This window comes from Shewanella sp. TC10 (genome assembly GCF_009663145.1).
Classification (GTDB): Bacteria; Pseudomonadota; Gammaproteobacteria; order Enterobacterales; family Shewanellaceae; genus Shewanella.
Map to the genome: position 1 here is coordinate 1 of NZ_VKHR01000056.1, position 26593 is coordinate 26593.

Consider the following 26593-nt stretch of genomic DNA (forward strand, 5'->3'; position numbering starts at 1 on the left):
GATTAATCATTCTTTMWGAWTGRTTAATCGGGCATTTTTTATTTGAACATTTGAGACATTAGCTTAAAAAACCATTGTTCAAGCTGATTTTGAGCATCAAAAACTAGCGCTTCATCGGTATCAAATGGGCAAGTATCGCCAAAAGCATGCTGCAGTTGCTGTATTTGTTCAGCATTCCACTCTGGGTGAAACTGAATTCCTACCTGCCTTTGATGAACAAACATTTGCTGTGGCCAAGCTGTTGAATTTGCAGTGATGCTCACCTTAGAATCACAAAACTTAAACCCTTGATAATGCCACTGGGGCACTTGCATTACTTGATTATCAACCAGCTTTATTGGCAACCAACCTAATTCAGGTTCAGGTAGTGCGTGTAACTTGGCACCGAGTGTCGATGCCAATAACTGTGCGCCTAAACAGATCCCGATGATAGGCATATTTTCATTTACAGCTTGCTTAATAAGGGTTTGTTCTGCTTGCATCCAAGCTGGATTTTCTACCACATCCATAGGGCCACCTAATATGATCAGCCCATCGACATTCATCAAATTGGGTAACTCATTATTTGGCGCCATAAAATGAACCAATTGGTGGCCATAAATATTAGCCCAATCAGTTATTCGTCCTGCCCCTTCAGCTGGGTGATGGTGGATAACGGCTAAGGTGAGTTTTTGCATGTGCTTTTTCCTATTATTGCAACTCGGCCGTTTCAAGGTAGATTTCGATAAGCTGTTTAGGCGCTATAGATAAGCTTTTTGCTAACTCATCCTTGCTTGGATGTAACTTGCCTTTTAGTGGGACTGTCACCTGAGATACCTTGTTAAATTGATGATTTAACATTCGTAAAAGGTGATCAGCCTCTGGGCGATTTTCAATTAATTTGATTAAAAACTGATGCTGACTTTGTGGATTGGCCCCAATCACTAAGTATTGCGCATTCGCTGCTTTATCTTGCTCAACCAGCATACTGAGTTCAGAGAAAATGATGACTTTATCAATGATAACCTGTTGATCGGTGAATCGACTTATACCACCGCGCTCAAAATGCCCTTCCACAACATCAGCTTGTAATTGTGTAAGCCCATTATCTTGCGCTGGATGTAAACGCATTAAATCAAATGGCTTAGGCACAATGGTCCACAGCTGGTTAGCTTGGTGGGCTTGCTGTGTTAATTGTTGTTTTACGGTTTTATCAACTACAGGATCACTAAAGTGAAATTGCATCACCATTTGCACATTATGGGGTTTATGGTACATGGGCAAATGTGATGCAAATAAGCCATCATTACCACCAAATATGGTCATGCCGTGGGTACCAAAATGGCTATTATTTGCCTGTAAAGGCGAAGAAAAAAGAGTGATGATTGCAATAAAGACAGTTGTAAAAAATACGGATTTGAACATTTTCGGCTCCTATCTGGAATTAGTCAGATGGGGCCGTCCCCGGATGAATATTTATTGGTCTATAACACTGAATAGCGATTTAACGAATAAACTGAGGTCGTCCTCAGAAACTATTTTACTACAATCTACTAACAATTCGAAGTCATAGAATTAAATAGACGAAACGACAGATTTTTGATCAGCATATTGGGCAAGTTCAAGCGCAGCAAACTAGCCAAGCTGAATAAGTGCGATACTAAATAATTTACCAGCTCAAAAAGTCCAATGCAGTGAGAGGTTCTCATGTCATTGGGCTTTGTTGGTCTTACACTCATCAGTGGCTTTAACTACAAAGCCATTTATTGTATTTCGAATATACTCATACGTGATTGAATCGAAAATACATTTCTATTACTTAGGCGAGATCATCTTTGCCTTCAATCAAAAAATGCTCGCTTTTTGAGCCTGCAGTACGGGCTTTAAAATGTGGTGCGTATTCAGGATCATTCATAAAGTCGATTGCGGCCTGCTTTGATGGCCACTCAATGACAATACGTAATGCTGAATCTTCACCTTGACCTTCTAAACGCTCATGACTGCCAGTTCGAGCAAGGTATTTACCACCGTATTGCGCCACTAATTTGTTTGCAGGGCCAATGTAATCAGCAACCCAATCATCATTTGTTGGTGTTACGGCTAATACTGAATAATAAGTCATGTGATGTTCCTCTAGAGGGTTATTTATGAGTATCAATGTTGTTTTCAGATTTAGAATTAACGCTCGAAACCTGATGTTTGTTTCAATGCTTAACAACTTGAAATCAATCTTAACATTGCAGTTGTGAATTGATAATTAAGCTTTCTGATGAATAACTTTATAGAATTTGTTGATAATTAAAACTTGAATTTAGGTAATTATCGTCTAGCGTGTATCAAGTTATGACGGCCTGAGAAGGCGTTATTAAGGGCTTTAAGGAAAATGCTGTGGTTTTTTTATGCTGAAATGATGTCGGATTTCAATGAATTGAGATACGAGTCACAATTTAAATCTATTTGAAACATAAGTTAGTCGACAGTTAGCGGGTTTAACATTATTTTATCGTCAGCCTACATTGAAGTTGATGTGGCAACTAACACTCACCGTTAGTGCTACAAATAAAACGTTTACACCCTACCCAAACGCTTTCACTTGTTTTCAAACCCGTCTGTCTCGCAGAACGGGGAAGCACTTGTGGTGTGAATTCTCTTAAATCTGTTTTAGTTGTTTCGGACAAATGAAATGAACAAACACTTCGATCTTATCGATAAACCGACTTTCTTCGGTGCGTTATTGCTGTTGTTTTCTGTTGTTACCCCGTTACTGATTTTTCCTAATGAAGGAGCCGAGTGGATTGCTGTTGCTAAGTTATTTATGACAGATAAGTTAGGTTTTGCTTATTTGGGCTTAGGATTAGCGGCCTTTTTCTTCATGATTTACATCGTTTTTTCTGATATCGGCCAGATTAAATTGGGCGATCCTGATGAGTCACCGGAGTTTGGGCTAGCATCTTGGGCTGCAATGCTATTTTGCGGCGGTATAGGTGCCAGTATCTTATATTGGGGAACCATTGAGTGGGCTTACTATTACCAAAATCCACCATTTCAATTAGAGCCAGGCAGTGAAGAAGCCATACGCTGGGCAGCGACTTACGGTTTATTCCATTGGGGGCCGATTGCATGGTGTATTTATATGATCCCAGCCATTCCCATTGCTTACTTTTTCTATGTGCGTAAACAGCCTGTGCTTAAAGTGTCTGCGGCATTAATGCCAGTGATTGGTGAAGCCAACAGCTTTGGTAAATTGGGTAAATGTATTGATGTGTTATTTATTTTTGGTTTACTAGGCGGCGCTGCAACCACACTGGGTTTAGCGGCGCCACTGATTAACGAAGGGATAAGCTACCTTTTTGGTATTCCTGCGACCACCGGCAGTCAAATTATGGTGTTGATGCTGTGTACGGCTATCTTTGCTTATTCAGCTTATATGGGGATGGATAAAGGGATTAAGATTCTCAGTAATATAAATTTCTGGGGGGCATTAGGGTTATTGCTGTTTGTGCTTGTGTGTGGTCCAACTATTTTCATGCTAGAAACTGGCTTAGACTCCATTGGCCGAATGCTATCAAATTTCTTTGTGATGGCAACATGGGCCGAACCTTTTGGTGGTATGGGAACATTTGAAGATACTCACTTCCCTCAAGACTGGACCATTTTCTATTGGGCTTGGTGGTTAGTATTTGCACCAAGTATGGGCTTATTTATCGCGCGAATTTCTCGCGGTCGCACCATTAAACAAATGATTTCAGGAGCGGTGTTTTTCGGCTCGCTGGGTTGTTCGATGTACTTCATTATCTTAGGTAACTACGGGCTTTCATTGCAGTTATCGGGTCAACTGGATGTGGTGGGACTTTTAAACACAGAAGGGCCTACCCGAGCAATTTTTGCGATTTTAGAGCAATTGCCATTTAGTACCTTAGTTATCGCATTATTTACCTTATTGTGTGTGATTTTTACTGCTACAACATTCGATTCTATTTCGTACATTTTAGCGTCTGTGGTGCAAACTAATGTTACTGAAGATCCTATGCGGTGGAACCGTTTATTCTGGGCGTTTACCTTATCGTTTATGCCATCTGCATTAATGTTTATGGGCGGCTTAGCTACACTACAAACCGCAGCTATCGTTGGCGGATTACCCTTGCTAGTGATTGCTGTCATGCTGATGATTTCAGGTGTAAAAGCAGCCATGTTGGATCTCAGTCATCAAGATGATTATGTTGATCCTGTGATTAATATTTCTGATCTGCCTGATGTTGATCCATGGAGCAAAGAAGGACAAGCTTTGGCTCGTTTTGAACTCTTGCGGGACAATGCTATTGAAGCTGCCAATTCAGAGCGTGAAGCTAATGAAGCCATTTGGATGTTGAAAAAACAATTACGTCGAGAGGCTCTGTCGCGTGGTGAATCTAGTGTTGAGCTAGGTAATGCACCCGATGAAATTCTCAAGCAATTACAGCAACTCACTGAAGAAGTGACTAAAGCTAAAGAAAGCAAACTGGCAGCATCTGCATTAGCACAAGAAGCAAGATCATCTTTCAACGATCTGATGCGTGAAAAAGTAGAACAAGAGCTGTTACTTGAGCAAGAAGAAGTAAAACTCGCGATTCAAGCAAGGCTAAACTCACAAGGGTAATAACCTAGTTTGAAACTGTTTATTTGCTTCAATCTATAAACCACTTTTTGCCTGATAAATCACTTTCAGGCTCTAGAGCCGCTAATGTGGCTAAAGTAAATCTAACCGCTGTAACTGATTAGCGATACTGAGCTAGTTTGGCGTTTAATCAAGAAAGTGCTGAGTGGCAAAAGAAGCTGGGATAGGTTAATTGAGGTATAAAAAACGGGCCACTGGGGCCCGTTTTAAATGTCTAGCTTATTGGTTAAATAGCGCTTTGATATCGATATTAATCCACTGTGCGTCACTGCCCAAAGCAGGAAGTTTGACTGACATTTGCAGTTTGTTTAAATCTGAGACCACTTGATAGTTGGTTAAATCAACATCTTGGTTTGTTGGTTTAGTCACCCCGCCATGCTCTTTAAAGCTGCCATCTTCATTATAAAGAGGTAAGTCAAAGATATCGCGCATTGCTGCCGCATCAATCTGACCAGCCTTTTCAGCATGAAGAGCCTGTAAATTCGCTAATCGCTTGAGAGAGAAACTTTGCGTTTCACGTACACCAATCCCCCAGTCAGGATTTAAGAATGTATTTACGGTAACAAATGAGCTGGCACCTGTATCTGCAACTCGCTTGCGGTTTTCTTGAATGACATTCTCATAAGAGCAGGCACTACCCTGACTATCAGCGACCATCCAAATAGACGAAACGTCAGTCTTAGCTGCTTGATAGCGAAAGCTTAGTGCTTCTGCATTATCCGACTCAGCCATAAAGTCGAACACTGAGTTGAGGAAAGACGGCTTTTCAACTGATATGATATTGCCGCCCATTGACGTACCATCATGTAAGTCTGTGTATACGCCTTTGTCATTAAAGCCTGTCACCATCCAAGTCCATCCAGGCCAGCTCACATTAGCAATACCATTTGAACCATCAGTTGGGTTATATACCGTGACATACACAGGGAAATCTAAAAAGATCTCACTCCAGTCCATGTTTCTGCCCACGATGGTACTGCCATCTGTTGTGCTTTCTCCCCATGCCGCTAAAGAAGAGCAACCTGAAAAAGAGTGAAGCTTTTGCAAGTAAATGGCCATTGGTCCACATTGATCAAGCACAATGACTTTTTCAACAGGCCAGCCTAATGCATCTGCCACGCCTTGAAAGTACTGTTTACGACGTGTCGTTAGCGAGATGAAAATGCGCGAACCAAACAACTTGAATGCTTCTTGCTGACTAATCAAGCCGCTGTTGATTTCTGCTTGAACTAGCTTGTCGTACATTGGCTGCATATGTTCTTTTGCTAAGTTGCCATATTGTTTACCCATGTCGTACCAACTGCCATTTAGCTGTAAGACGTAAAGCATGTCTTCATTGGTTTTAAACATAGTGCCGTTTTCAAATTGTGCTTTTTGCGTAAGAGTTGATGTATTCATAGTGACCTCGTCATTAGTGGTGCTGGTTAAGTTGTGTACATAATATCGAGGTTTTTTTCATTCAAACAATTCAATATGACGGATGTGACTCGTCAATTAAAGTTGGAATGAATCAATGAACCGTTTAGCAATGTGTTTAGGCTTACTGCCGAGCATCTCTTGAGGCACGATCAATTTGAAATGCGCTAGTAAAGCATTAGTTAATCGAGATTGAATAGAGCTGAAACTGATAGACGCAGTGATTGAGCAGTGATTGAGCAGTGATTGAGCAGTGATTGAGCAGTGAAATAGCAGTTAAAGATTGCAATTAAGAAGGGAAAGGTAGCAATGAAAAAATGATTAAAGATGACTCAGCAAACGCTGAGTCATCTTGGGGGGGAATTTTATGAGCAGAGAATTATTTCATGATCGCCCAGCTTGGCACTTGGAGATCTTTATTGATGGCGAGATGACGAATATACACGACGATTAAAATTGACACTATTGCACTCACATTAGAAAAACTCGGCAAATAAGCGAGTACAACTGCATGTATTGTGCAGCCAAGTGCAACAGGTATTGCGTAAAGTTCTTTTGATAAAAATAACGTTTGTCTTTGTATCAGCATATCCCGAATAACGCCTCCGCCTATTGCGGTAATAACACCAAGAATAATCGGTGCAATTGGTAGCCCAAAGCCTAAACTCCACGCTTTTTCGGTCCCCTGAATCGCAAACATGGCGATGGCAACAGCATCAATATAAAGATAGATACGATTGATCTGTTTAATTTTAAATATCGGAAAGAATATAAACCCAATAAGACAACTTAATATCGCAATCCAAATATATTGCATGTCTTCAGACCAAAAAACGGGAACATTTAATATACAGTCTCTAATTGTTCCTCCTCCGACTGCAGTGGTAATACCGAGTACTAGCACAGTGAAAACATCGGCTTTCTTTTCGCTGGCGGCAAATACTGCGGAAAGGGCGAATGCCGCAGTACCTAGCACTGTAATTGTGCTGATGATCAAACTGGATGTGATATACACGTTCAACTCCTCAAAAACGTTTGTTTGTGGCTTTAGGTGGTTAATGGATGAACATCATATCTAGGAGGCGGCATTACAAAGAATGCGATATGACGGATGCCATGCTCACTTATCTTCTCAGGCAAGTTGTTGCAATTTAAACGGTTAGTGTTAGCTTTGAAGTGTCACTCCATTGAGCTAGAGAGTTTTATGAGCACCAGTATCGAACAGTTAGTTGCCTTTGTTACCGTCTATGAGCAGCGTTCGTTTAGCAAAGCTGCGGTGCAATTAGGAAAACATCGAACGACAACAGGGCAAGTGATTGCCAATATGGAAGATACCTTAGCGGTGGAGTTGTTCGAGAGAATTGGCCGAAACGTTGAGCCGACAGAAGAGGGGCACTTGCTATATCATTATGCTAAATCTACCATAGCCCAGTCAGATACCTTCGATAAAATTGCGTTAAGCCTTTCATTTGGCGGAATGGAAAGTGTTAACTTTGCCCATTCGAGTATTATTCCTCAGCCGATACTTGCAGCAATAAGAACTCAACTTGCTGAAGACTTTCCTAGTATGAAGGTTAACTTTTTAATAAGAAGCAAAACCGAGATTGAGCAAGGGCTTGAAAGTGGTGATATTCACTTTGGCTTAGTGAATATTGATCAGGCGAAAGGTATTTACGGTAAAGATGTCACATTTATTGGTTACATGGAGCTAGTACCATTTGTAAAAAAAGGCAGTCCAATGTCTAAACTGCCTGCTTCAAAAGTATTGAGTGCAATGAGAACATCTCGACAGTTTGTTCTGAGCACCTTTATTGAAGAGGGGTTGAAAGGCAAGATTGTGATTTCAGCCGATAACGAACAAATTGATCAATTTGCCTTGGCGGTGAAGTTAATTCAAACAGGACTAGGTTGGGGGTGGTTACCCAAAATGCTTAAAGAATCTCAGTATATTACTGATAATTTAGAGCCGGTTATGCCCACTGAGCTTAAGCATGGGTTAAAGATTTCGTTTGCATTATGGAATCCTCACTCAAAACATATTTTGACGATTAAACAGTCTGTTATAAAAGCCATTGATGAGTATGTTGAGCACTATAAGGCACTGCAGAAAGAAGACGAGTAAGCTAATTTAATGTTGAATTGGGATTAAATAATGCACTGTACTTATTTAAAAAACTAATGCTAATAACGCAGTTAAGAGCATATATTCACTAAGCACAGTGCATCGATTTATTTTTAACGCTTGTTATTGCGTTCTAGCGCATAGTAACAAACTCTTCAGCGCCAGTCGGGTGAATTGCGACAACCGCATCAAAGTCAGCTTTTGTTGCACCCATCTTCATCGCAACACCAAAGCCTTGGAGGATTTCATCCATACCAAAACCAATGCCATGAATACCAACAACCACTTCATCTTCGCCAGCACAGATTAACTTCATTTTACACGCTTCACGATGAGCGGTAATGGCAGTGTACATTGAGGTAAAGCCTGATTTGTACACTTTAACGTTATCTTCGCCGAACTGTTCAATTGCTTCTGGTTCAGTTAAGCCCATAGTGCCAATCGGTGGGTGACTGAAGACGACCGTTGGGATGACGCTGTAATCCATTTTAGCGTTTGGCATATTGCCAAATAAACGCTCTGACAGTAGACGGCCAGCTTTAACGGCAACAGGCGTTAGCTCTACGCCGCCTTCCATAATATCACCGACACAGTAAATGCCTTTTGCTGTGGTATTTTGCTGCTCATCAGTGACAACATAGCCTTTAGCGTTAAGATTAACATCGGTATTTTCTAGGCCGATGTTACCCGTTGAAGGAGAGCGTCCAATTGCCCAAATCAGCGTATCAACAGTGAGGCTTTCACCATTTTCAAGCTCAAGGGTTAAGCTATCATCTGCATTTTTCACTACCGCTTTTGGAATGCTATGAGTGTGCAGTGTTGGGCCATTGATTTCCATGGCTTCAACTAGGGTGTCAGTTAATATCGGATCGAAATTACGAAGTGGTGCATGCTTACGAACTAACAAATGCGTTTCGCTGCCTAGGGCATGCAATACACCAGCAAGCTCTACAGCAATGTAACCAGCACCAACTACAGCGACACGCTTAGGTTGCTCACGTAGGGCGAAGAAACCGTCAGAATCGATACCGTGCTCAGCACCAGGAATATTCGGAATGGTTGGTGCGCCGCCAGTGGCAATGAGGATATGGTCAGCAGTGTAATGCTCGCCATCGACTTCAATAGTATTGCTGTTGACGAATTTACCGTAACCATTCAATAGGGTGACCTTGTTACTTGCAAAGCCACGGCCGTAAGCATCATGGATGCGGCTGATATAAGCTTCACGATTATCGACTAAGGTATTCCAGTTAAAGTTATTAACGGTGACGTCAAAACCATAATCTTTAGCAAATAAATGCATTGCTTCGGCTACATGAGCGCCATACCACATGACTTTTTTCGGTACACAGCCCACGTTTACGCAAGTGCCACCAACGTGTTTAGCTTCAATAACCAATACTTTTGCACCACGCATCGCTGCGCGATTACCTGAAGCGATACCGCCACTACCTGCGCCAAGACAGATATAGTCATAATGTTGAGCCATGTTAACCCTCTCTATTATTAATACTTGAGCCAGACATACTTAAAAAATGCCTGACTTATTTTAAGCGTTTATGTGAGTTTGCCATTTTTTATTGCAGCCATTGTAGGGGGGAATGCAATCACAAGCTAGTTTCAAAGACCGTAAAGTCGGTGAAATTATTGCAGCGAATTATTGCAACGAATGGCTGACACTCAAGTTAAGGCAGACACATAATTCAGATACAGACAGTAATGGCTTTGCAGTGAGCAATACTGCAAAGCATGGCGTAAAATGATGAGTTGATGATTAGCGGCGATACTGGCACTCAGCTTGTTGCCCTTGTGAAGGACCGTTGCCTTCACAATCCATACATTGCCATTCTGCCTCGCGGTGTGACAATTCAGTTTGCAGGTAGGCAGCTTGATCATGGTGTTTAAGCTGTTTAGATAACTGCTTTATGCGGTTGCCAACCCAGCGACAACTTGGGTCGTTGGCGATTTTTACTGAACTTGCGCTTAGCTTTGTTGGTTTAGGTTTATTAGCGATTTGGGGCTTTTTATAGGGAGCAGCTGATTCATCTCTAAGCATCTCCGTGGATGAAAAGTTAAGCGAGCCTTGTGCTGGTGGCAGCGAGATAGGCTGGCCTTGATGGTCGAACACCATGCCCATGGGAAGTGGCTTTGGGGGAGTTGAACTTGTTTTGGTTTGTGTTTCTGTTTGCGTTTTAGCTTTAGTGAGTGCTGATAGGTCACTGGCTTGCGCAGCTAGGCTGCAAAATGCACAGATAATGAGGTACAAGTATCCTTTTGAATATGTCATAAGCATTCCTTTGCTTGGTGGGTCGCGCCTTGTTTGCAATGTCACAACAAACAGGCTTAGCTCACTGAGCTTAGAAGCCGATGCGTATTAACGCCAATTTAAGCGTGAACGTGTTGGAAGTTAAAAATGCCAAGTGAAATGAATGCCAGCGTAACTTTGATCTAAACTTCCCGTGACCCCTTCAGCTTTCGCTTGCTCTTTTATGTCGTCCATAGCAATGGAGTGACTAAAGTGAGCACTGACGGCGATATTGTTTGAGAGTTCATAGCTTGCTTCAACGCCTATTTGGAAATGGTTGGCACCATTATGTTCTTCAGTCGCATATTGAAAATCAAATCCTTGAGTAATATATGGGGTTACTGTGAGCTGCTCTGTCAATTGCCATGGGCTATGTAAGCTGACTTCGACAAAATATCCGCCAGCTTCTGTTGCATAGGTATAAGCAACAGATGGAATTAACCAGTCGACACCGGTATAGGCGATGACGGCAAAGATTTCATTGTCATGATCGCGTTCATCCCCATAAAACTCTAAGCGCTGGTAGCCTATTACAGTTTCAATATCGTCATGTAGGTGTAAAGCGTACTCAAAACCAAAATTCCATTCGATGTAATGCTCTGAGTCTCCCCTGACCATAGTGGCATAAGTAGTTAAATCACCTGATGTTACCGCAGCTCCAGCTTGATATATGCCACCACTGTCTAAGTTATTTCTGCCTTCTGAAATATACTTAGAGTCCCAGCCAGCATTAAAGGCAAACTCAAGATCTTCCGCCTTAGCGTGGGAGGAGGAGAGAGCGGCAATGCTTATTATTGATAAAAAAACTGGCGTTAATTTCATATCAGTAATGTTTTTAGTTCAATCGGTAGATAAGAACAGGATACAGTAATTGAATAAGCTAAAAATGATAATGAGTTAGATTTGCGATCGGATTGTCAATAATTCTTATGTAAATTATCAGTAAATAAATGTGGGTGTTACGTCACGTTATTTTAGAGTATTTTCATATAGACGAAAAATCAGTCATGTTTGTGCCAATCAATCTCATTTGATTAGAGGGTTAATTCTTATTTCAATAAACAGCTAGACTTGAATTCAACCACTTGAGCCCTTATTAATGTGTAACAGGCAATTATTACCCTATTTCCCGAGGAATCACCTATGAGCAACCCATTGCTAGATAATCCTTTGCTTAAACAAAGCGAACTGCCGCAGTTTTCAGCCATTAAAGCAGAGCATATTCAGCCAGCTGTTGAGCAAGCGATTGCCGATTGTCGTAGTAAAATTGAACAAGTATTGGCAAGTACAAACCAATACACTTGGGAAAACTTGATTGAGCCACTTGAAGAAGTCGATGATCGCTTAAGCAAAATCTGGTCGCCTGTTTCACATATGAATTCAGTGACGAGTACAGATGAATGGCGTGAAGCACACGATGCTTGTTTACCATTATTGTCTGAGTACGGCACGTTCGTAGGCCAACATGAAGGCTTATACCAAGCCTATAAGTCGATTCAAGAATCTAAAGCGTTCGAGCAACTCACCACAGCGCAACAAACCTTATTGACTCAAAGCTTACGTGACTTTGAATTGTCTGGTATTGGTTTAAATGATGAGCAAAAAGTGCGTTACGGTGAAATTGTTAAACGTTTATCTGAATTAACGAGTAGCTTTTCAAATCAATTATTAGATGCCACCCAAGCATGGACTAAGCTTATCACTGATGAGGCTGAGCTAGCTGGCTTGCCTGATTCAGCGATTGCCGCAGCTAAAGCGATGGCGGAAGCAAATGAACAACAAGGTTGGTTATTTACCTTAGATTTTCCATCTTACCTGCCGGTGATGACATACAGTGAAAACCGCGAATTACGTGAAGAATGCTACCGTGCTTTTGTCACTCGCGCATCGGATCAAGGTCCAAATGCGGGTGAGTTTGATAACAGTGCCAACATGGACGAAATCTTAGCGTTACGTCATGAACTGGCGCAGCTATTAGGTTTTGATAGCTACGCTGATAAATCGTTAGCCACCAAAATGGCCAATGATCCTAGCCAAGTATTATCTTTCTTAAATGAATTGGCATTGCGCTCAAAAGAGCAAGGCAAGTCAGAACTTGCTGAACTGAAAGCATTTGCTAAAGATCACTTTGATGTTACTGAAATGGCCTCATGGGATTTGAGCTTTTATGCTGAAAAATTACAGCAGCATAAATATGAAGTTTCTCAAGAATTACTGCGCCCCTACTTCCCTGAAGACAAGGTGTTATCAGGCTTGTTCTACACAGTATCGCGCTTATTCGGTTTACGTATCGAGGAGCAACATGGCTTTGATAAGTGGCATGATGATGTGCGCTTTTTCCACATCTATGATGCTGACAAGGTTCACCGTGGTAGCTTCTATTTAGATTTGTATGCCCGCAGCGGTAAACGTGGCGGCGCTTGGATGGATGATTGCCGAGGCCGTCGTGTTACTAGCACTGGTTTGCAAAAACCTGTGGCGTATTTAACTTGTAACTTTAATGGCCCTGTCGATGGTAAACCTGCATTGTTTACCCATGACGAAGTGACGACTCTGTTCCATGAGTTTGGTCATGGTATTCACCATATGCTGACTAAAATTGAAGTCGGCGGTGTTGCTGGCATTAACGGTGTACCTTGGGATGCCGTTGAGCTACCAAGTCAGTTTATGGAAAACTGGTGTTGGCAAGAAGAAGCATTAGCTGAAATCTCAGGTCACTTTGAAACTGGAGAAGCCTTACCAAAAGCACTGCTTGATAAAATGCTGGCGGCGAAGAACTTCCAGTCAGGCATGATGATGTTGCGCCAACTTGAGTTCTCACTGTTTGATTTCAGAATGCACCATGAGTTTGATGCCGAAAAAGGCGCTGATATTCAAGGTATTTTGGATGAAGTACGTGGCCAAGTTGCAGTCAATGTGCCGCCATCGTTTAACCGTTTTCAACATGGTTTTGCGCACATCTTTGCTGGTGGCTATGCTGCAGGTTATTACAGTTATAAATGGGCCGAAGTATTATCTGCCGATGCGTTTTCTCGTTTTGAAGATGAGGGCATATTTAACCCTGAAACCGGTAAAAGCTTCTTAAACAACATTCTTGAAATGGGTGGCAGTGAAGAACCAATGACCTTATTTGTTCGCTTTATGGGTCGTGAACCCAATACTGATGCGCTATTGCGTCACTCTGGAATTAACGCATAACCCAATAGCTTGTTTTAAGCGATTGTCATTAATAAAAGGCACCTTAGGGTGCCTTTTTTGTTTTGATTTTGTCAGGATTGAATATTTTGCAAAATGAACTTATTAAATCGTGAAAGTTACATTATGATGGCTGTGATAGCATAATTTGAACGGATTCGTATTTTGAACGAGCAACCATTACCAGAAGAGCAAGTATTCTTTACCCTATCACCGGGCAGAGCGGTGGATATTCAAATTGATTTCCCTGTTAAATTCAGAACCAAAGCTACTTTGGTAGGCTATGAGCTTGGCAAATATATTATTTTGAAACATCCCGCACCGCAGCAAATGAAAAATTACAGTGATGTGTTTGTTGAAGGCAACGGTGTTGTTGTTCGTTATTTATTGGAAGGTCAACAAGGTGAGTGCTACGCCTTTAAATCGACTATTCGCAATATCACCAAAATCCCCGAAAAGTTTATTTTTCTGTCTTACCCAAAGCAAATTGAGAACCGTCAGTTACGAACCCATCAAAGGTACATAACGCATTTACCGGCAGCTATTCAAGCTAAAGATGAAAATGATGCTAGCCACGGAACCCAACTAAAAGGCATTATTTCTGACATATCATCCAAGGGGTGTGGCTTCGTTTTCAAAACGGAAAACCCAAATCTGAAGGTGAGTCAGAAAGACATTATAGTGACGATCCGTAACCCTAATAATGAGGGGATTTGTATTCCTGCCAAGGTGTGCAATAGCCGCTTTGAGGACGGTAAGGTCAATGTTGGAATTAAGTTTGAAGACGATGATGAACAAATCAAAACCTTGCTAACTCAGCTGTATATTGATTTGTAAGAATTAAGAAGGCATTAAAAAAGCGACTGTTATTAGTCGCTTTTTTGTTTTCATAGGCTCTAAAGTTAAAACACTAGGCCAATTTCAAATCATGCTGTTGGCGGTACATCACCATGTCTTCAATCGTCAATACTGGCATATTGTGCTTAAGGCCAAATGCAACAATTTCAGGTGCTTTTGCCATGGTGCCATCTTCGTTAGTGACTTCGCATAATACGCCTGCCGGTTGAAGACCTGCCATTTGCATTAAATCTACCGTGCCTTCGGTGTGGCCGCGACGAGACATAACACCGCCAGCGCGAGCACGAAGTGGGAAAACATGTCCAGGACGGGCCAGATCAGATGCTTTAGCATCTGCAGCGGTAGCCGTTTTTACTGTGGTAACACGATCTTGTGCAGAAACACCTGTGGTGACGCCTTCTTTAGCTTCAATAGATACAGTAAAAGCGGTTTGGTTAGCGCTGTTGTTATCGGCAACCATTGGTGGTAATTCAAGCTTATTTGCTTGGTCATCAGTTAAGCATAAACACACAATACCGCTGCATTCGCGGATCATTAATGCCATTTGCTGACTGGTAAGATGCTCTGCTGAATAGATAATATCGCCTTCATTTTCACGATCTTCATCGTCGAGCAATAATACGCCGTTACCTAGACGTAATGCTTCTAAGGCTTTTTCAACACGTTCGATAGGATCGCCAAAAGGCGAAAGTAGTGATAACTGATTCATGGTTAACTCCTAAAAAATACCAGAATCAGGGCTTTAAAGAGGGGTTTTACGCCAAACGAAATACACCAGTAAGCCCTAGGCTCACTGGTGTATTTCTATTCTCTCTCATCCGGACTATAACCGTCGGCTTTGGAATAGTAGACATTACATCTACATCACCAAATCTGCTGACCTCGACGAATCGAGCGCTCGCGGGCTTAGTTAAGATTACATAAAGGTAAGTTAACATCACCGCCGGTGGGGAATTTCGCCCCGCCCTGAGAATTAAAATAACCTGATCACACCCAATGTGTGAACAGCGCCGCCATGGTAAGCCAAAACGCTCGTTTAAAAAAGTGCTAACGCTCACAGAGGCTACAATTAATGATCTATTGTCTGTGATTGGGCTTATCAAATAGGCTTTTGTAAAACGAGTTCTATTTAATGCTTTGTTAATTTAGCAAGCAGGCTTGATAGCTGGTATGACCTCTGTTAGCCTGTTTTGCTCACAAGGAGTAGTTGTATGAATTTATATTTCCGCCTCATTTGGTTAATGCTTTGGCGCAATCGCCAAGCCCAGAAAATAGGTTTTTTAGATACCAGTCGAATCAGTTACCGTGCTTGGCCACTTGATTGCGACATCAATATGCATTTAACTAATTCCCGTTATCCTGCGTTTATGGATCTTGCGCGTACCCATATGATTGCTGAAATGGGATTAATGCAAAAATTTCTTAAGTTGAAGTGGTTACCTATTGTTAACGCATCGGAGTTTACGTTTTTCCGTGATATCAAACCGATGGAAAAATTTGAAATTGAAACGCGTATTGTTGGCTGGGATGAGAAGTACTTTTACATCGAACAACGCTTTGTGACTGCAAGAGGCTTACATTGCATCATGCATGTTCGTGGCGTATTTATTTGTAAAGGCAAGCAAGTGCCGATTACCGATTTGGTAGAAGCGGGTGGCTATTTCGGCCCAACGCCTGAAATGCCGCCAGAAATCATCAAGTGGAAAGAGTTTTTACAAGTTAAGAAAGAGCAAAACAGCAAGCCGAAATTGAGTTTAGCTTCGTAAGCGTTATCATACCGATAATTGATAACGTATTGAGTAGGTAACGCAGTGGTAAAACTAGAAAAATTTAGCGATATATTTGACCGTGCAGCTGAACGAAAAGGCGGCGCTAAAGCGTTAGGTTTGTTAATGCCACAATCACTGGAAGCCGACGAAATTGGTCAGTATTCTGATGCGCAATTGTTATCAGCGATGAGCAAGCAAGTTTTTCAGAGTGGCTTTGTTTGGCGAGTGGTTGAAAACAAATGGCCGGCCTATGAAGAAGCCTTTTTTAACTTTGAACCTTTTAAAGTACTAATGTTGTCTCCTGATCAAATTCAGCAGCGAGCCAGTGATGCCACGCTTATTCGTCATCAGAAGAAAACCCAGTCAATTGTCGATAATGCCTATATGGTGCAGCAAATTTCTGCTGAGCATGGCAGTTTTGCAGAGTTTATTGCTAACTGGCCTGAAGAGGATATTACCGGCCTATGGCAAGCATTAAAAAAGAAAGGCAGCCGCTTAGGTGGTAATACAGGCCCTTACTTTTTACGCACCATTGGCAAAGACACCTTTCTATTAACTAATGATGTCAAATCTTACCTGACAGCCACCAAGGTTGTTGATGCAGGGTTTACTTCGCAAACGGCGCTTCGCCAAGCTCAGTCAGCTTTTAATCATTGGCAACAAGAGTCAGGTTTGAGCCTTGCACAAATCAGCCGCATTATTTCCTTGGGTGTGGGTGATAATCGAGTTTAGTTCTCGGTTTTACTGGGTGAATGGGCCCTAGTTTTCGTAGCGACATAAAAACATCTTCGCGACTTCTGTTGCTATTTTTTGCTGTTGATCATGATTGAGCCTTTCTGCAAACTGCATGACTTGTGGCCAAAAGCAGCTACCTTTTATCAGGCTATGTATTTGTTGTAATGCTAGCTCTTCATCAGTGACCGTTATTTTTTTGTCGGCTATCGCTTCCCTTATCCAGCGCATGGTGGCACTTTCTTGTTTTTTCACCCGTTGAAATTCTTTATTCATCGATTCTGGGGTATAAAAAAAGTGACCAATAGCCATACGTGTCAGTTCAATGTATTCCTGACTACTAATAAAGTTAACTTCTATAAATACTACTTCAGAAAGTTGTTCAAGCAGTGGTCTGTCACTCTGGTATTCAGCTACATTATGCTTTAAAGAGCGGTCCCATAAATCAGCCATCAAGGTCATAACAATCGCTTCTTTGGTCTCGAAGTGATTATAAACCGTACGCTTAGATACCCCTGCAACTTCAGCAAGTTTATCCATACTGGTTGCAGCCACCCCAAATTCAGTAAAGGTCACTTTAGCGGCATTGATAATATCAGCTCGCTTTATCTGGCTTAATGTCATTTTTTCTTTAGGCATTGTTTGGCTCAATAAGTAAATCTGTCGATATTCTACACTGAGTAGTTTACTTTTCAATTATATTTTAATAAACTGCACCGTGTAGTTTACTTTTGGTGTGAAAAATGAAATATCTGTGGATTTTTGTAGGAGTTTTAGTCGTGGCATTTTCAATTAAAACAATATTTGGTAATAACAAAGCAGAAGCGCTGAAATTTGAAAATACCGATATCGCTTATCAATCTGGTCTAAGTGATATTTGGAGCATAGCTAAAAGTTATATGACCACAAAAAGGCTTCATCCTACTCCTGAAGCTGAGGTGCCTGTTAAACCTATGACTGCTACGAGTTTGAGTTTTTCGACGGAAGATCAAATTTTTCGTCTGGGTCACTCAACATTGTTAATTCGTATTGATGGCGAATATATCCTTTTAGATCCTGTGTTTAGCCAACGAGCTTCGCCAGTGCAATGGGCAGGACCAAAACGTTTTCATCAATCTCCAATAAATATTGAACAATTACCCCCTATTAAGGCGGTCATCATTAGTCATGACCATTATGATCATCTAGATAAGGCAGCTGTGACAGAACTTAAAAACAAGGTTCAGTATTTTGTGACACCTGAAAAAGTGGGCAACCATCTTATTGAGTGGGGCGTTGAGCCTAGCAAGGTAAACCAATTGTCTTGGTGGCAAGAACTTAAATTAGGTGATTTAACGTTAGTCGCGACGCCAGCACAGCATTTTTCTGGCCGTGGGTTATTTGACCGTGATACCACTTTGTGGGCGAGCTGGGTCATTAAAGGGAAACAAAGTAAGCTGTTTTTTAGTGGTGATGGTGGATATTTTCCAGGATTTAAAGAAATTGGAGAGCGTTATGGGCCATTTGACATCACCATGATCGAAACGGGTGCCTATAATGAATTATGGAGTGACATCCATATGATGCCTGAGCAAAGCATGCAGGCTCATATTGATTTAAACGGTGATAATTTTCATCAAACAGCCATGATCCCGATTCATAATGGGACTTTTGATTTAGCATTGCATGATTGGTTTGAGCCATTAGAGCGGATTGTACATCTAGGCGAGCAGGCAAATGTTCGTGTTGTCACTCCTATTTTTGGCGAAGCTGTGTCAGTTAAGTCTGCGTTGAAAACTGAACGTTGGTGGCGTGAAATGTTACCGAACGAGGAGTTATTACTACAAGCGCAATAATTTTTGTTGAGAAAATAGAAATATATCTGGTTTAACCTAAACTAAACCAAATAAAATACTATTTCATATGCATTTTTTTTAACGTTATGTTGTATATTGGTGTTTTTATAGCCTGTTGCAATATAACGTTTTTGTAACATAAAAAGGTTGTATTTTTTGTTGGCACAGATTCATTAACAAGCCTGAAACAAAGCAGCTAAGTTTATTATTTGTTTACAATTTATAATATTTTAAATGGTTGTTGAGTTTACACGGGTGTGCGATAACAGTGCCCATCAAAAAGTAAGTAAATTGAAACGTTAGGAATATCGCTATTTAGCAACTGTTACGCAATGAAGCGTAAGGTTACTGATGATGTCATTAGGAGTAAGAACAGTCATGCACAAAGCACTGAAAATAGCCTCAGTTATCACTGCGGCTTTATGGATTACCGCTTGTGGTCAAGCCGATAAGGCTCAAACCCAGCAAGAAGCACCTCCCGTTCCAGTTGGAGTGTTGAGTGTGACTGAGCAATCTCAAGCTATTCACGTTGAGTTACCAGGTCGCAGCCGTGCGTTTTTAGAAGCTGAGGTTCGTCCACAAGTTTCTGGCATTATCACCAATCGTGGTTTTGTTGAAGGCAGGGACGTTGAAGCGGGTCAATCGCTGTATCAAATCGATTCGGCAACATACAAAGCAGCGCTAGTTAGCGCTGAAGCAGATTTAGCTAGCGCAAATGCTTCTTTGGCATCGGCAAAAGCAACTGCAGACCGCTACGCAGCACTTGTGCAAACTAATGCCATTAGTAAGCAAGACTTTGATGAAGCCGATGCGGCTTACAAAGAAGCCATTGCTAACGTCACTGTTGCAAAAGCTGCGATTAATACTGCAAACATCAACCTTGAATATACTGAAGTGAAAGCGCCTATCTCTGGCCGCATTGGTAAATCAAGTGTGACTCCTGGTGCGTTAGTTACTGCTAATCAAGCAGATACATTGGCTAAAATTCAGCAACTGGATCCAATTAATGTTGATATTGCTCAATCAAGTGCTCAATTACTTCGTTTAAAAGCCAAGCTGAAAGCAGGTAAATTACAGCAAAGCGAAAATGCTGAAGTGAAGTTGATTCTTGAAGATGGCACAACTTATGAGCAAGCAGGTACTTTACAGTTTGCTGAAGTGAGTGTGGACGAAGCGACTGGTTCAGTGACCTTACGTGCCGAGTTCCCTAACCCTGACGGGGTGTTATTGCCTGGTATGTACGTTCGTGCAATTTTAAATGCTGGCCAAGATCCACAAGCGATTTTAGTGCCTCAAAAAGCGATTACACGTAACACCAAAGGCCAAGCGGTTGCTATGGTTGTTGGTGCTGAAAACAAGGTTGAGTCTCGCATTGTGACGACTGCTGAGGTGATTAATCACCAATGGCGTATTACTGATGGTTTGCAAGCTGGCGATAAGTTAATTGTTGATGGCTTACAGAAAATTCGTCAAGGCGCAGTGGTGACACCACAAGTTTTATCTGCAACTCCAGCTACTAAATAGGGTAACGTTATGGCTCGTTTCTTTATCGATCGCCCTATTTTTGCTTGGGTGATCTCAATCTTAATTATGCTGGCAGGGGTCTTAGCGATTAAAGACCTTCCTGTCGCACAGTACCCAACGATTGCACCACCAACCGTTGAGATTACTGCGTTCTATCCAGGTGCGTCTGCTAAGACGATGGAAGACACAGTAACTCAGGTTATTGAGCAACGTATGACGGGTATTGACCACTTGCGTTATATTTCTTCAAGCAGTGATAGCTTTGGTAATGCGACTATTACCCTAACGTTCAACGCTGAAGCTGACCCAGATATTGCTCAGGTACAGGTACAAAACAAGCTGCAAGCAGCGATGACTTTGTTACCTCAAGAAGTGCAGTCTCAAGGGGTAAACGTTGTTAAATCAAGTGCTGGCTTCTTAATGGTTGCAGCATTTGTATCTGAAGATGGTTCGTTACAAAAAGGTGATATCGCCGATTATGTTGCTGCCAACATTCAAGATCCATTAAGCCGTGTACCAGGGGTAGGTGAAATCCAATTATTTGGTGCCCAGTATGCGATGCGTATATGGTTAGACCCGCTTAAACTGACGCAATATAACTTAACCAGTATTGATGTTATGGCGGCGATTCAAGAGCAAAATGCTCAAATCTCTGCTGGTCAATTAGGTGGCGCGCCATCTATTGCAGGTCAAGAGTTAAATGCGACTGTAACAGCGCAAAGCCGTCTACAAACGCCTGAACAATTCCGTGAAATTATTCTTAAATCTGATTCATCAGGTGCAAACGTTTATCTAAATGATGTCGCACGAGTTGAGCTAGGTTCAGAAAGTTATTCTGTTGAATCATTTTATAACGGTAAGCCAGCATCAGGTGTTGGTGTTCAGTTAGCAACAGGTGCTAACGCACTCGATACTGCGAATAACGTGCGTGAGAAATTAGCTGAATTACAAGCTTATTTCCCAGATAGTCTTGAAATTTACTACCCATATGACACCACTCCATTCGTTGAAAAATCAATTGAAGGTGTTGTACATACGCTGATTGAAGCGGTTGTTTTAGTGTTCTTAATTATGTATCTGTTCCTACAGAACTTCAGAGCAACACTTATTCCGACAATTGCGGTTCCAGTTGTATTGCTTGGTACGTTCGCGATTTTATCAGCGACAGGTTTCTCGATTAACACCTTGACCATGTTCGCAATGGTACTGGCCATCGGTCTACTGGTGGATGATGCCATCGTGGTGGTGGAAAACGTCGAACGGGTTATGTCCGAAGAGGGACTCAGTCCACTCGAAGCGACACGAAAATCGATGGATCAGATCACCGGCGCACTTATTGGTATTGGTTTAACCTTATCGGCTGTATTCGTTCCAATGGCATTTATGTCAGGTTCGACAGGTGTGATTTATCGTCAGTTCTCAATCACGATTGTGTCAGCGATGGCATTATCTGTATTAGTTGCGATGATCTTAACTCCAGCACTTTGTGCCACGATGCTTAAGCCTATTCCAAAAGGCCATACTCACACGAATAAAGGTTTCTTCGGTTGGTTTAACCGTAGCTTTGACAAGTTAACATCGCGTTATGAAGCCAGCGTAGCGGCTATCTTGAAGCGCACAGTGCGTATGATGGGTGTTTACCTTGTACTCGTGATTGCAACGGCATGGATTTTCATGCGTATGCCAACAGCATTCTTGCCTGATGAAGACCAAGGTATCTTGTTCACTCAAGCCATTTTGCCAACCAACTCGACCCAAGAAAGTACCATTAAAGTACTGGAAGAAGTGAGTGACTATTACCTGAATGAAGAAGGCGATACCGTTAAGTCAGTATTTAGTGTTGCAGGCTTCAGTTTCGCAGGTTCTGGTCAAAACATGGGTATTGCTTTCGTTGGTCTTGAAGACTGGGCTGAGCGTGGTGAAGGGCAAGATGTTCAATCATTGTCTAACCGTGCTATGGGTCGATTCCAGCAAATTAAAGATGCGCTGGTGTTTGCATTCGTGCCGCCAGCTGTGATCGAGTTAGGTACTTCGAATGGTTTCGATATGTATCTGCAAGATCGAGGTGGTCAAGGACACGAAGCCTTAGTCGCCGCGCGTAACCAGTTACTGGGTATGGCAGCGCAAAATCCAAACCTTGTGGGTGTTCGTCCAAATGGACAAGAAGATGCACCTATGTATGAAATCCATGTTGATCAAGCCAAAATCCGCGCTTTAGGTGTCGATATTGATAACGTCAACAGCGTACTTGCAACCGCTTACGGTGGCTCGTATGTGAATGACTTTATTGACCGTGGTCGTGTGAAGAAGGTATACGTTCAAGGTGAAGCTGAATACCGTATGCAGCCTAGCGATTTAGATAGCTGGTATGTACGTAATTCAGAAGGTGAAATGGTTCCATTCTCCGCCTTTACAACGGGTACATGGGAATACGGTTCTCCACAGCTACAACGCTTTAACGGCTTACCAGCAATTAATATTCAAGGTGCGACAATGCCTGGATACAGTACTGGTGATGCAATGCTTGATTTCGAAGAAATGGTAAAACAATTACCACCAGGATTCGGTATTGAGTGGAACGGTTTATCATACGAAGAAAGATTATCAGGTAACCAAGCGCCAGCGCTTTATGCCTTATCTATCTTAGTGGTATTCCTTGTACTTGCTGCTCTATATGAGAGTTGGTCTGTACCATTTGCGGTTATCTTAGTTGTACCACTAGGTGTTATTGGTGCACTGCTGGCGATGAACGGTCGTGGATTACCGAACGATGTATTCTTCCAAGTTGGTCTATTAACGACGGTGGGGCTAGCAACTAAGAATGCGATCTTAATCGTAGAATTCGCCAAAGAATTCTACGATAAGGGAGCCACTTTGATTGATGCAACATTGCACGCAGTTCGTGTACGTTTGCGCCCAATCTTAATGACCTCGTTAGCATTCGGTTTAGGTGTTGTGCCGTTAGCGATTAGTACCGGCGTTGGTTCTGGTAGTAAAAACGCGCTAGGTACTGGTGTACTTGGTGGCATGATGAGCTCGACCTTTATTGGTATCTTCTTAATTCCATTATTCTTCGTGGTAGTTGAGAAAATATTCAGCAAAAAAGAACGTAAAGGTTACAAGCCGCCTGAAGCTGAAGCGGAAACTACTGAAAAAAGTTAATCGTTAAGTTAACTGATTCATAAACTTAAAAGCCTGCAATATGCAGGCTTTTTTATGTCCGAACATAAATAACATGGGTATAAATGGCTAACGCTATATTGATCCTTGCTTAGTGGGGTAAACGTAAGTTTAATATTAAGAGATACACTGGTTTGGACATGGGTATGAAACTAACAATAACTTGCAACAAAGCATTGCGGTGTGTGGCATTGATGGCTTTATTCGTCATATCTGCGCCGAAGGTCGGTGCTGCACCTTCTTTGAGCCATATGGTTCAAAATGAACTGGGTGAGCAGGTCAGCTTAAGCGAGTTTAAAGGTAAAGTCGTGTACGTGGATTTTTGGTCATCATGGTGCGGCCCTTGTCGAAAGTCTTTTCCGTGGATGAACCAAATGCATGCTAAATATGAGCAGCAAGGTTTAGCCGTTGTCGCCATTAACCTTGATGTTGAATTGCCGTTAGCATTGAGTTTTTTAAAGGACTTTCCTGCTGATTTTGCTGTTCGTTACGACCCAGACAGTGAAGTCGCAAGGCGATTTGCCCTCAAAGGTATGCCAAGTAGTTTTATCTTCAATCGCCAAGGTGAGTTAGTGCAGCAGCATACAGGGTTTAACTTGGATAAGCTCGAGATGTATGAGCAAGAACTGGTTGAACTTTTAGAAGCAAAATAACTTAATAAGCCATTACCGAGCAAAAAAAACCAGTAACAAAGAAGCTTGTTACTGGTTTTTATTTTACAGCTTAACTTATGTCTTTACGGTGTGTAGTAGGTCGCTGCGCCAGGACCTACAGGGAAGCCAAGAACGAATACCCATAAGAAGAAGAACAGAGTCCAGCCAATAAAGAACACGATTGAGTATGGCAACATGGTGGCGATCAGTGTGCCGATACCTAAGTCTTTCTTATAACGACTTGCTACCGCAAGGATAAGCCCGAAGTAACTCATCATTGGCGTTATCAGGTTAGTGACAGAGTCACCAATACGATACGCGGCTTGAATGGTTTCAGGGGCATAACCGACTAACATCAGCATAGGTACAAAAATAGGTGCGGTTACTGCCCACTGTGCAGAAGCACTGCCGAGCATTAAGTTAATCACACCACACAGCATAATAAATAGCACGAACACTAGCGGTCCAGTTAACCCAATACTGCTTAAGGCGTCAGCCCCTGTTACTGCTAATACAGCCCCAAGGTTAGTCCATTTAAAGAAAGCAACAAACTGCGATGCAAAGAAAACCAACACAATATACATGCCCATGGTGCTCATACTGTGGGACATGGCATTGATGACATCTGTGTCTTTATTCATGCTGCCAACGACTTTACCGTACACAAGACCTGGAATGGCGAAACCAATGAAGATGAAGGCGACAATCCCTTTTAAAAACGGTGATCCTGCGACTAAACCTGTATCAGGGTTACGCAGTGCGCCCCAGTCCGGAACAATCGTTAAAGCGAGTAACGCTGAAAATACTAATACAGATAGACCTGCCATTTTTAACGCGCGGATTTCTGTTTGAGAGACTTTATCCATTTTTTGTTCGGATAAATCATCTGCGGCTTCTGACACATCGTATTTGCCAAGCTTAGGCTCAACAATTTTTTCGGTAACGATGGCGCCCAAAGTGGTGATTAAGAAAGTCGAAACGAACATGAAATACCAGTTAACTTCAGGGCCAACGGTATATTCAGGATCAATCATTTGCGCTGCGGCTTCGGTGATACCAGACAGTAAAGGATCGACCGTACCCAATAGTAAGTTAGCGCTGTAACCACCAGAGACCCCAGCAAAGGCGGCTGCAAGCCCTGCTAATGGGTGACGTCCCAATGAATGGAATATCATTGCCGCCATAGGGATTAATACCACATATCCTAATTCTGATGCGGTGTTTGACACAATACCTGCGAACACAATTGTTAGTGTCACAAGACGCTTAGAAGCGCCCATCACTAATAAACGCATTGCGGCTGACAGTAGTCCTGAACGCTCAGCAATGCCGACACCGAGAAGCGCGACCAGTACCGTGCCTAAAGGGGTGAAGCCAGTGAAGTTGGTGACGAGATTTGACACTATCATGCGCAAACCTTCGGCGTTCATTAGGCTGACAACATGAATGAGTCCGTCTTCACTACGGCCTGAACTGCCGATGGGTCTAGGGTCGGCGACAGTGAGTTCAAAATATCCAGCAATACCACTGATAGCAATGACGGCTAAACAGAACATGGCGAATAAAGTGATTGGGTGAGGTAATAAGTTACCTAGACGTTCAACGATATTGAGAAATTTAACGAATGCACCGCTACTCGCAAGATCTTGTGGTGTGTTTGATGGCGGCGCCCCATTTTTAGGCGGCGTATTATTTGTTGAAGTGACGGACATGGTCTTCCCTTTAGCTTGGCTTAATTATTATGAGTTTGAGATTTTGCCAACTTACAGACTAGCTTATAAATTTTAAATTAAGCTTAAATTAACGATGAAAAAGTTGATAAATAATACTTAACAACAGTTATTCATTCAACGCAACGTAATGACAACTCATTTTATCTAAAATTGATAGAAAAAGAATTGCTTTTTTGTAATCGGGTATAAAAAATACCCACTATCGTTTTTTGTTATCCTTCTGTTTTTTAATGATAAAAAAATCTATTGTTAATTTTTGTTTTCAAATAGATTATTTAATCTGCTTTTCAACTCAAGTAATTCTAAAGTATTCATTTTTGAAAGTTTTATCCCTGTTTTTTATCAGGTTTTTGACTAACTTGTAAAAAAGTGCGCAATAAAAAAACACTGCTTTTAGAGTGATAGGGTGAACTTTGACAAGAAATGTGGCTATTATGAATATTCAGAGTGGATGTAAAAAGATAATGGAGTCAGCTGTTTCTGTGCTTTATTAAGGCAAAAGTTGTCTTTTTAGCAAGAATACTTTTTAAAAGTGATGCTTAAAAAAGGGTGTCACTTTGTATCTGAAAATAAAATGATTTTTACAGAATAATTATAACAATAATGAATAAAATACAATTTGTAATCATAGCTTTAGC

Annotated in this window: 22 protein-coding genes and 1 riboswitch; of the genes, 11 read left to right on the forward strand and 11 right to left on the reverse strand. The window is 41.7% G+C overall.

Going from position 1 to position 26593, the window contains the following annotated elements; all coding sequences use genetic code 11:
• Positions 1–38: 38 nt before the first annotated feature.
• The 3 genes from FNZ24_RS16850 to FNZ24_RS16860 form a co-directional block, all read right to left on the reverse strand.
• Positions 39–677, reverse strand: a complete 639-nt coding sequence (locus tag FNZ24_RS16850) for a type 1 glutamine amidotransferase (RefSeq protein WP_153916002.1) — start codon at positions 675–677, stop codon at positions 39–41.
• A gap of 13 nt (positions 678–690) precedes the next feature.
• Entirely contained in the window at positions 691–1404 is a 714-nt protein-coding gene (locus tag FNZ24_RS16855; protein ID WP_153916003.1) for a hypothetical protein, read from the reverse strand.
• Positions 1405–1798: 394 nt separating this feature from the next.
• Positions 1799–2101 (reverse strand): DUF1330 domain-containing protein, encoded by a 303-nt coding sequence (locus FNZ24_RS16860; protein ID WP_153916004.1) that lies wholly within the window; start codon positions 2099–2101, stop codon positions 1799–1801.
• 561 nt (positions 2102–2662) lie between these two features.
• On the opposite strand from FNZ24_RS16860, the gene FNZ24_RS16865 reads away from it, so the two are divergent.
• On the forward strand, positions 2663–4615 hold the full coding sequence (locus FNZ24_RS16865; protein WP_153916005.1) for a BCCT family transporter: 1953 nt from the start codon (positions 2663–2665) through the stop codon (positions 4613–4615).
• Positions 4616–4852: 237 nt separating this feature from the next.
• On the opposite strand, the gene FNZ24_RS16870 is transcribed toward FNZ24_RS16865, so the two are convergent.
• Entirely contained in the window at positions 4853–6031 is a 1179-nt protein-coding gene (locus FNZ24_RS16870) for a C45 family autoproteolytic acyltransferase/hydolase (RefSeq protein ID WP_153916006.1), read from the reverse strand.
• A 397-nt stretch (positions 6032–6428) separates the two neighbouring features.
• Positions 6429–7064 (reverse strand): trimeric intracellular cation channel family protein, encoded by a 636-nt coding sequence (locus tag FNZ24_RS16875; RefSeq protein ID WP_153916007.1) that lies wholly within the window; start codon positions 7062–7064, stop codon positions 6429–6431.
• Between the two features lie 189 nt (positions 7065–7253).
• Between FNZ24_RS16875 and FNZ24_RS16880 the strand changes: the two genes are divergently transcribed.
• Positions 7254–8171: a LysR family transcriptional regulator gene (locus FNZ24_RS16880; protein ID WP_153916008.1), complete on the forward strand. Its 918-nt coding sequence runs from the start codon at positions 7254–7256 to the stop codon at positions 8169–8171.
• 133 nt (positions 8172–8304) lie between these two features.
• Here FNZ24_RS16880 and gorA read toward each other — a convergent pair whose 3' ends face one another.
• A complete protein-coding gene (gorA, locus tag FNZ24_RS16885) occupies positions 8305–9660 on the reverse strand; it encodes a glutathione-disulfide reductase (protein WP_153916009.1) in 1356 nt (451 codons plus the stop codon).
• 112 nt (positions 9661–9772) lie between these two features.
• Between gorA and FNZ24_RS16890 the strand changes: the two genes are divergently transcribed.
• A complete protein-coding gene (locus tag FNZ24_RS16890; protein ID WP_153916010.1) occupies positions 9773–9934 on the forward strand; it encodes a hypothetical protein in 162 nt (53 codons plus the stop codon).
• Positions 9935–9945: 11 nt separating this feature from the next.
• On the opposite strand, the gene FNZ24_RS16895 is transcribed toward FNZ24_RS16890, so the two are convergent.
• Positions 9946–10458: a hypothetical protein gene (locus FNZ24_RS16895; protein ID WP_153916011.1), complete on the reverse strand. Its 513-nt coding sequence runs from the start codon at positions 10456–10458 to the stop codon at positions 9946–9948.
• A 120-nt stretch (positions 10459–10578) separates the two neighbouring features.
• The gene (locus tag FNZ24_RS16900) at positions 10579–11298 is read right to left on the reverse strand and encodes a copper resistance protein B (RefSeq protein ID WP_153916012.1); all 720 of its coding nucleotides are present in this window, start codon (positions 11296–11298) and stop codon (positions 10579–10581) included.
• Positions 11299–11619: 321 nt separating this feature from the next.
• On the opposite strand from FNZ24_RS16900, the gene prlC reads away from it, so the two are divergent.
• Together prlC and FNZ24_RS16910 are read left to right on the forward strand one after the other, a co-directional pair.
• Positions 11620–13674, forward strand: coding sequence for an oligopeptidase A (gene prlC / locus FNZ24_RS16905; RefSeq protein WP_153916013.1), 2055 nt, complete (start codon positions 11620–11622; stop codon positions 13672–13674).
• 162 nt (positions 13675–13836) lie between these two features.
• Positions 13837–14508 (forward strand): flagellar brake protein, encoded by a 672-nt coding sequence (locus FNZ24_RS16910; protein WP_153916014.1) that lies wholly within the window; start codon positions 13837–13839, stop codon positions 14506–14508.
• A gap of 73 nt (positions 14509–14581) precedes the next feature.
• On the opposite strand, the gene ribB is transcribed toward FNZ24_RS16910, so the two are convergent.
• The gene (gene ribB / locus FNZ24_RS16915) at positions 14582–15238 is read right to left on the reverse strand and encodes a 3,4-dihydroxy-2-butanone-4-phosphate synthase (protein WP_153916015.1); all 657 of its coding nucleotides are present in this window, start codon (positions 15236–15238) and stop codon (positions 14582–14584) included.
• A gap of 93 nt (positions 15239–15331) precedes the next feature.
• Positions 15332–15507, reverse strand: a riboswitch (FMN riboswitch).
• 233 nt (positions 15508–15740) lie between these two features.
• Here ribB and FNZ24_RS16920 point away from each other — a divergent pair.
• Both FNZ24_RS16920 and FNZ24_RS16925 read left to right on the forward strand, forming a co-directional pair.
• Positions 15741–16295, forward strand: coding sequence for a thioesterase family protein (locus FNZ24_RS16920; protein ID WP_153916016.1), 555 nt, complete (start codon positions 15741–15743; stop codon positions 16293–16295).
• Between the two features lie 45 nt (positions 16296–16340).
• Positions 16341–17030, forward strand: coding sequence for a DNA-3-methyladenine glycosylase I (locus FNZ24_RS16925; RefSeq protein ID WP_153916017.1), 690 nt, complete (start codon positions 16341–16343; stop codon positions 17028–17030).
• A gap of 27 nt (positions 17031–17057) precedes the next feature.
• On the opposite strand, the gene FNZ24_RS16930 is transcribed toward FNZ24_RS16925, so the two are convergent.
• Positions 17058–17669, reverse strand: coding sequence for a TetR/AcrR family transcriptional regulator (locus FNZ24_RS16930; protein WP_153916018.1), 612 nt, complete (start codon positions 17667–17669; stop codon positions 17058–17060).
• A 140-nt stretch (positions 17670–17809) separates the two neighbouring features.
• On the opposite strand from FNZ24_RS16930, the gene FNZ24_RS16935 reads away from it, so the two are divergent.
• The 4 genes from FNZ24_RS16935 to FNZ24_RS16950 all read left to right on the forward strand — a co-directional run bounded on the left by FNZ24_RS16935 (position 17810) and on the right by FNZ24_RS16950 (position 24222).
• On the forward strand, positions 17810–18865 hold the full coding sequence (locus tag FNZ24_RS16935) for an MBL fold metallo-hydrolase (protein ID WP_228768526.1): 1056 nt from the start codon (positions 17810–17812) through the stop codon (positions 18863–18865).
• 378 nt (positions 18866–19243) lie between these two features.
• Positions 19244–20389 (forward strand): efflux RND transporter periplasmic adaptor subunit, encoded by a 1146-nt coding sequence (locus FNZ24_RS16940; RefSeq protein ID WP_153916020.1) that lies wholly within the window; start codon positions 19244–19246, stop codon positions 20387–20389.
• 9 nt (positions 20390–20398) lie between these two features.
• A complete protein-coding gene (locus tag FNZ24_RS16945) occupies positions 20399–23551 on the forward strand; it encodes an efflux RND transporter permease subunit (protein ID WP_153916021.1) in 3153 nt (1050 codons plus the stop codon).
• Between the two features lie 212 nt (positions 23552–23763).
• Positions 23764–24222, forward strand: a complete 459-nt coding sequence (locus tag FNZ24_RS16950; protein ID WP_153916028.1) for a TlpA disulfide reductase family protein — start codon at positions 23764–23766, stop codon at positions 24220–24222.
• An 83-nt stretch (positions 24223–24305) separates the two neighbouring features.
• On the opposite strand, the gene FNZ24_RS16955 is transcribed toward FNZ24_RS16950, so the two are convergent.
• A complete protein-coding gene (locus tag FNZ24_RS16955) occupies positions 24306–25934 on the reverse strand; it encodes an AbgT family transporter (protein WP_153916022.1) in 1629 nt (542 codons plus the stop codon).
• Positions 25935–26593 lie beyond the last annotated feature (659 nt).

What these genes read in the sequence shown, in the direction of transcription:
- FNZ24_RS16895 (WP_153916011.1), bottom strand. Translation starts at nt 10,458, where the DNA reads ATGACATATTCAAAAGGATACTTGTACCTCATTATCTGTGCATTTTGC.
- FNZ24_RS16865 (WP_153916005.1), top strand. Translation starts at nt 2,663, where the DNA reads ATGAACAAACACTTCGATCTTATCGATAAACCGACTTTCTTCGGTGCG.
- FNZ24_RS16880 (WP_153916008.1), top strand. Translation starts at nt 7,254, where the DNA reads ATGAGCACCAGTATCGAACAGTTAGTTGCCTTTGTTACCGTCTATGAG.
- FNZ24_RS16870 (WP_153916006.1), bottom strand. Translation starts at nt 6,031, where the DNA reads ATGAATACATCAACTCTTACGCAAAAAGCACAATTTGAAAACGGCACT.
- gorA (WP_153916009.1), bottom strand. Translation starts at nt 9,660, where the DNA reads ATGGCTCAACATTATGACTATATCTGTCTTGGCGCAGGTAGTGGCGGT.
- FNZ24_RS16890 (WP_153916010.1), top strand. Translation starts at nt 9,773, where the DNA reads ATGCAATCACAAGCTAGTTTCAAAGACCGTAAAGTCGGTGAAATTATT.
- FNZ24_RS16930 (WP_153916018.1), bottom strand. Translation starts at nt 17,669, where the DNA reads ATGCCTAAAGAAAAAATGACATTAAGCCAGATAAAGCGAGCTGATATT.
- FNZ24_RS16900 (WP_153916012.1), bottom strand. Translation starts at nt 11,298, where the DNA reads ATGAAATTAACGCCAGTTTTTTTATCAATAATAAGCATTGCCGCTCTC.
- prlC (WP_153916013.1), top strand. Translation starts at nt 11,620, where the DNA reads ATGAGCAACCCATTGCTAGATAATCCTTTGCTTAAACAAAGCGAACTG.
- FNZ24_RS16855 (WP_153916003.1), bottom strand. Translation starts at nt 1,404, where the DNA reads ATGTTCAAATCCGTATTTTTTACAACTGTCTTTATTGCAATCATCACT.
- FNZ24_RS16940 (WP_153916020.1), top strand. Translation starts at nt 19,244, where the DNA reads ATGCACAAAGCACTGAAAATAGCCTCAGTTATCACTGCGGCTTTATGG.
- FNZ24_RS16920 (WP_153916016.1), top strand. Translation starts at nt 15,741, where the DNA reads ATGAATTTATATTTCCGCCTCATTTGGTTAATGCTTTGGCGCAATCGC.
- FNZ24_RS16955 (WP_153916022.1), bottom strand. Translation starts at nt 25,934, where the DNA reads ATGTCCGTCACTTCAACAAATAATACGCCGCCTAAAAATGGGGCGCCG.
- FNZ24_RS16945 (WP_153916021.1), top strand. Translation starts at nt 20,399, where the DNA reads ATGGCTCGTTTCTTTATCGATCGCCCTATTTTTGCTTGGGTGATCTCA.
- FNZ24_RS16860 (WP_153916004.1), bottom strand. Translation starts at nt 2,101, where the DNA reads ATGACTTATTATTCAGTATTAGCCGTAACACCAACAAATGATGATTGG.
- ribB (WP_153916015.1), bottom strand. Translation starts at nt 15,238, where the DNA reads ATGAATCAGTTATCACTACTTTCGCCTTTTGGCGATCCTATCGAACGT.
- FNZ24_RS16950 (WP_153916028.1), top strand. Translation starts at nt 23,764, where the DNA reads ATGGCTTTATTCGTCATATCTGCGCCGAAGGTCGGTGCTGCACCTTCT.
- FNZ24_RS16850 (WP_153916002.1), bottom strand. Translation starts at nt 677, where the DNA reads ATGCAAAAACTCACCTTAGCCGTTATCCACCATCACCCAGCTGAAGGG.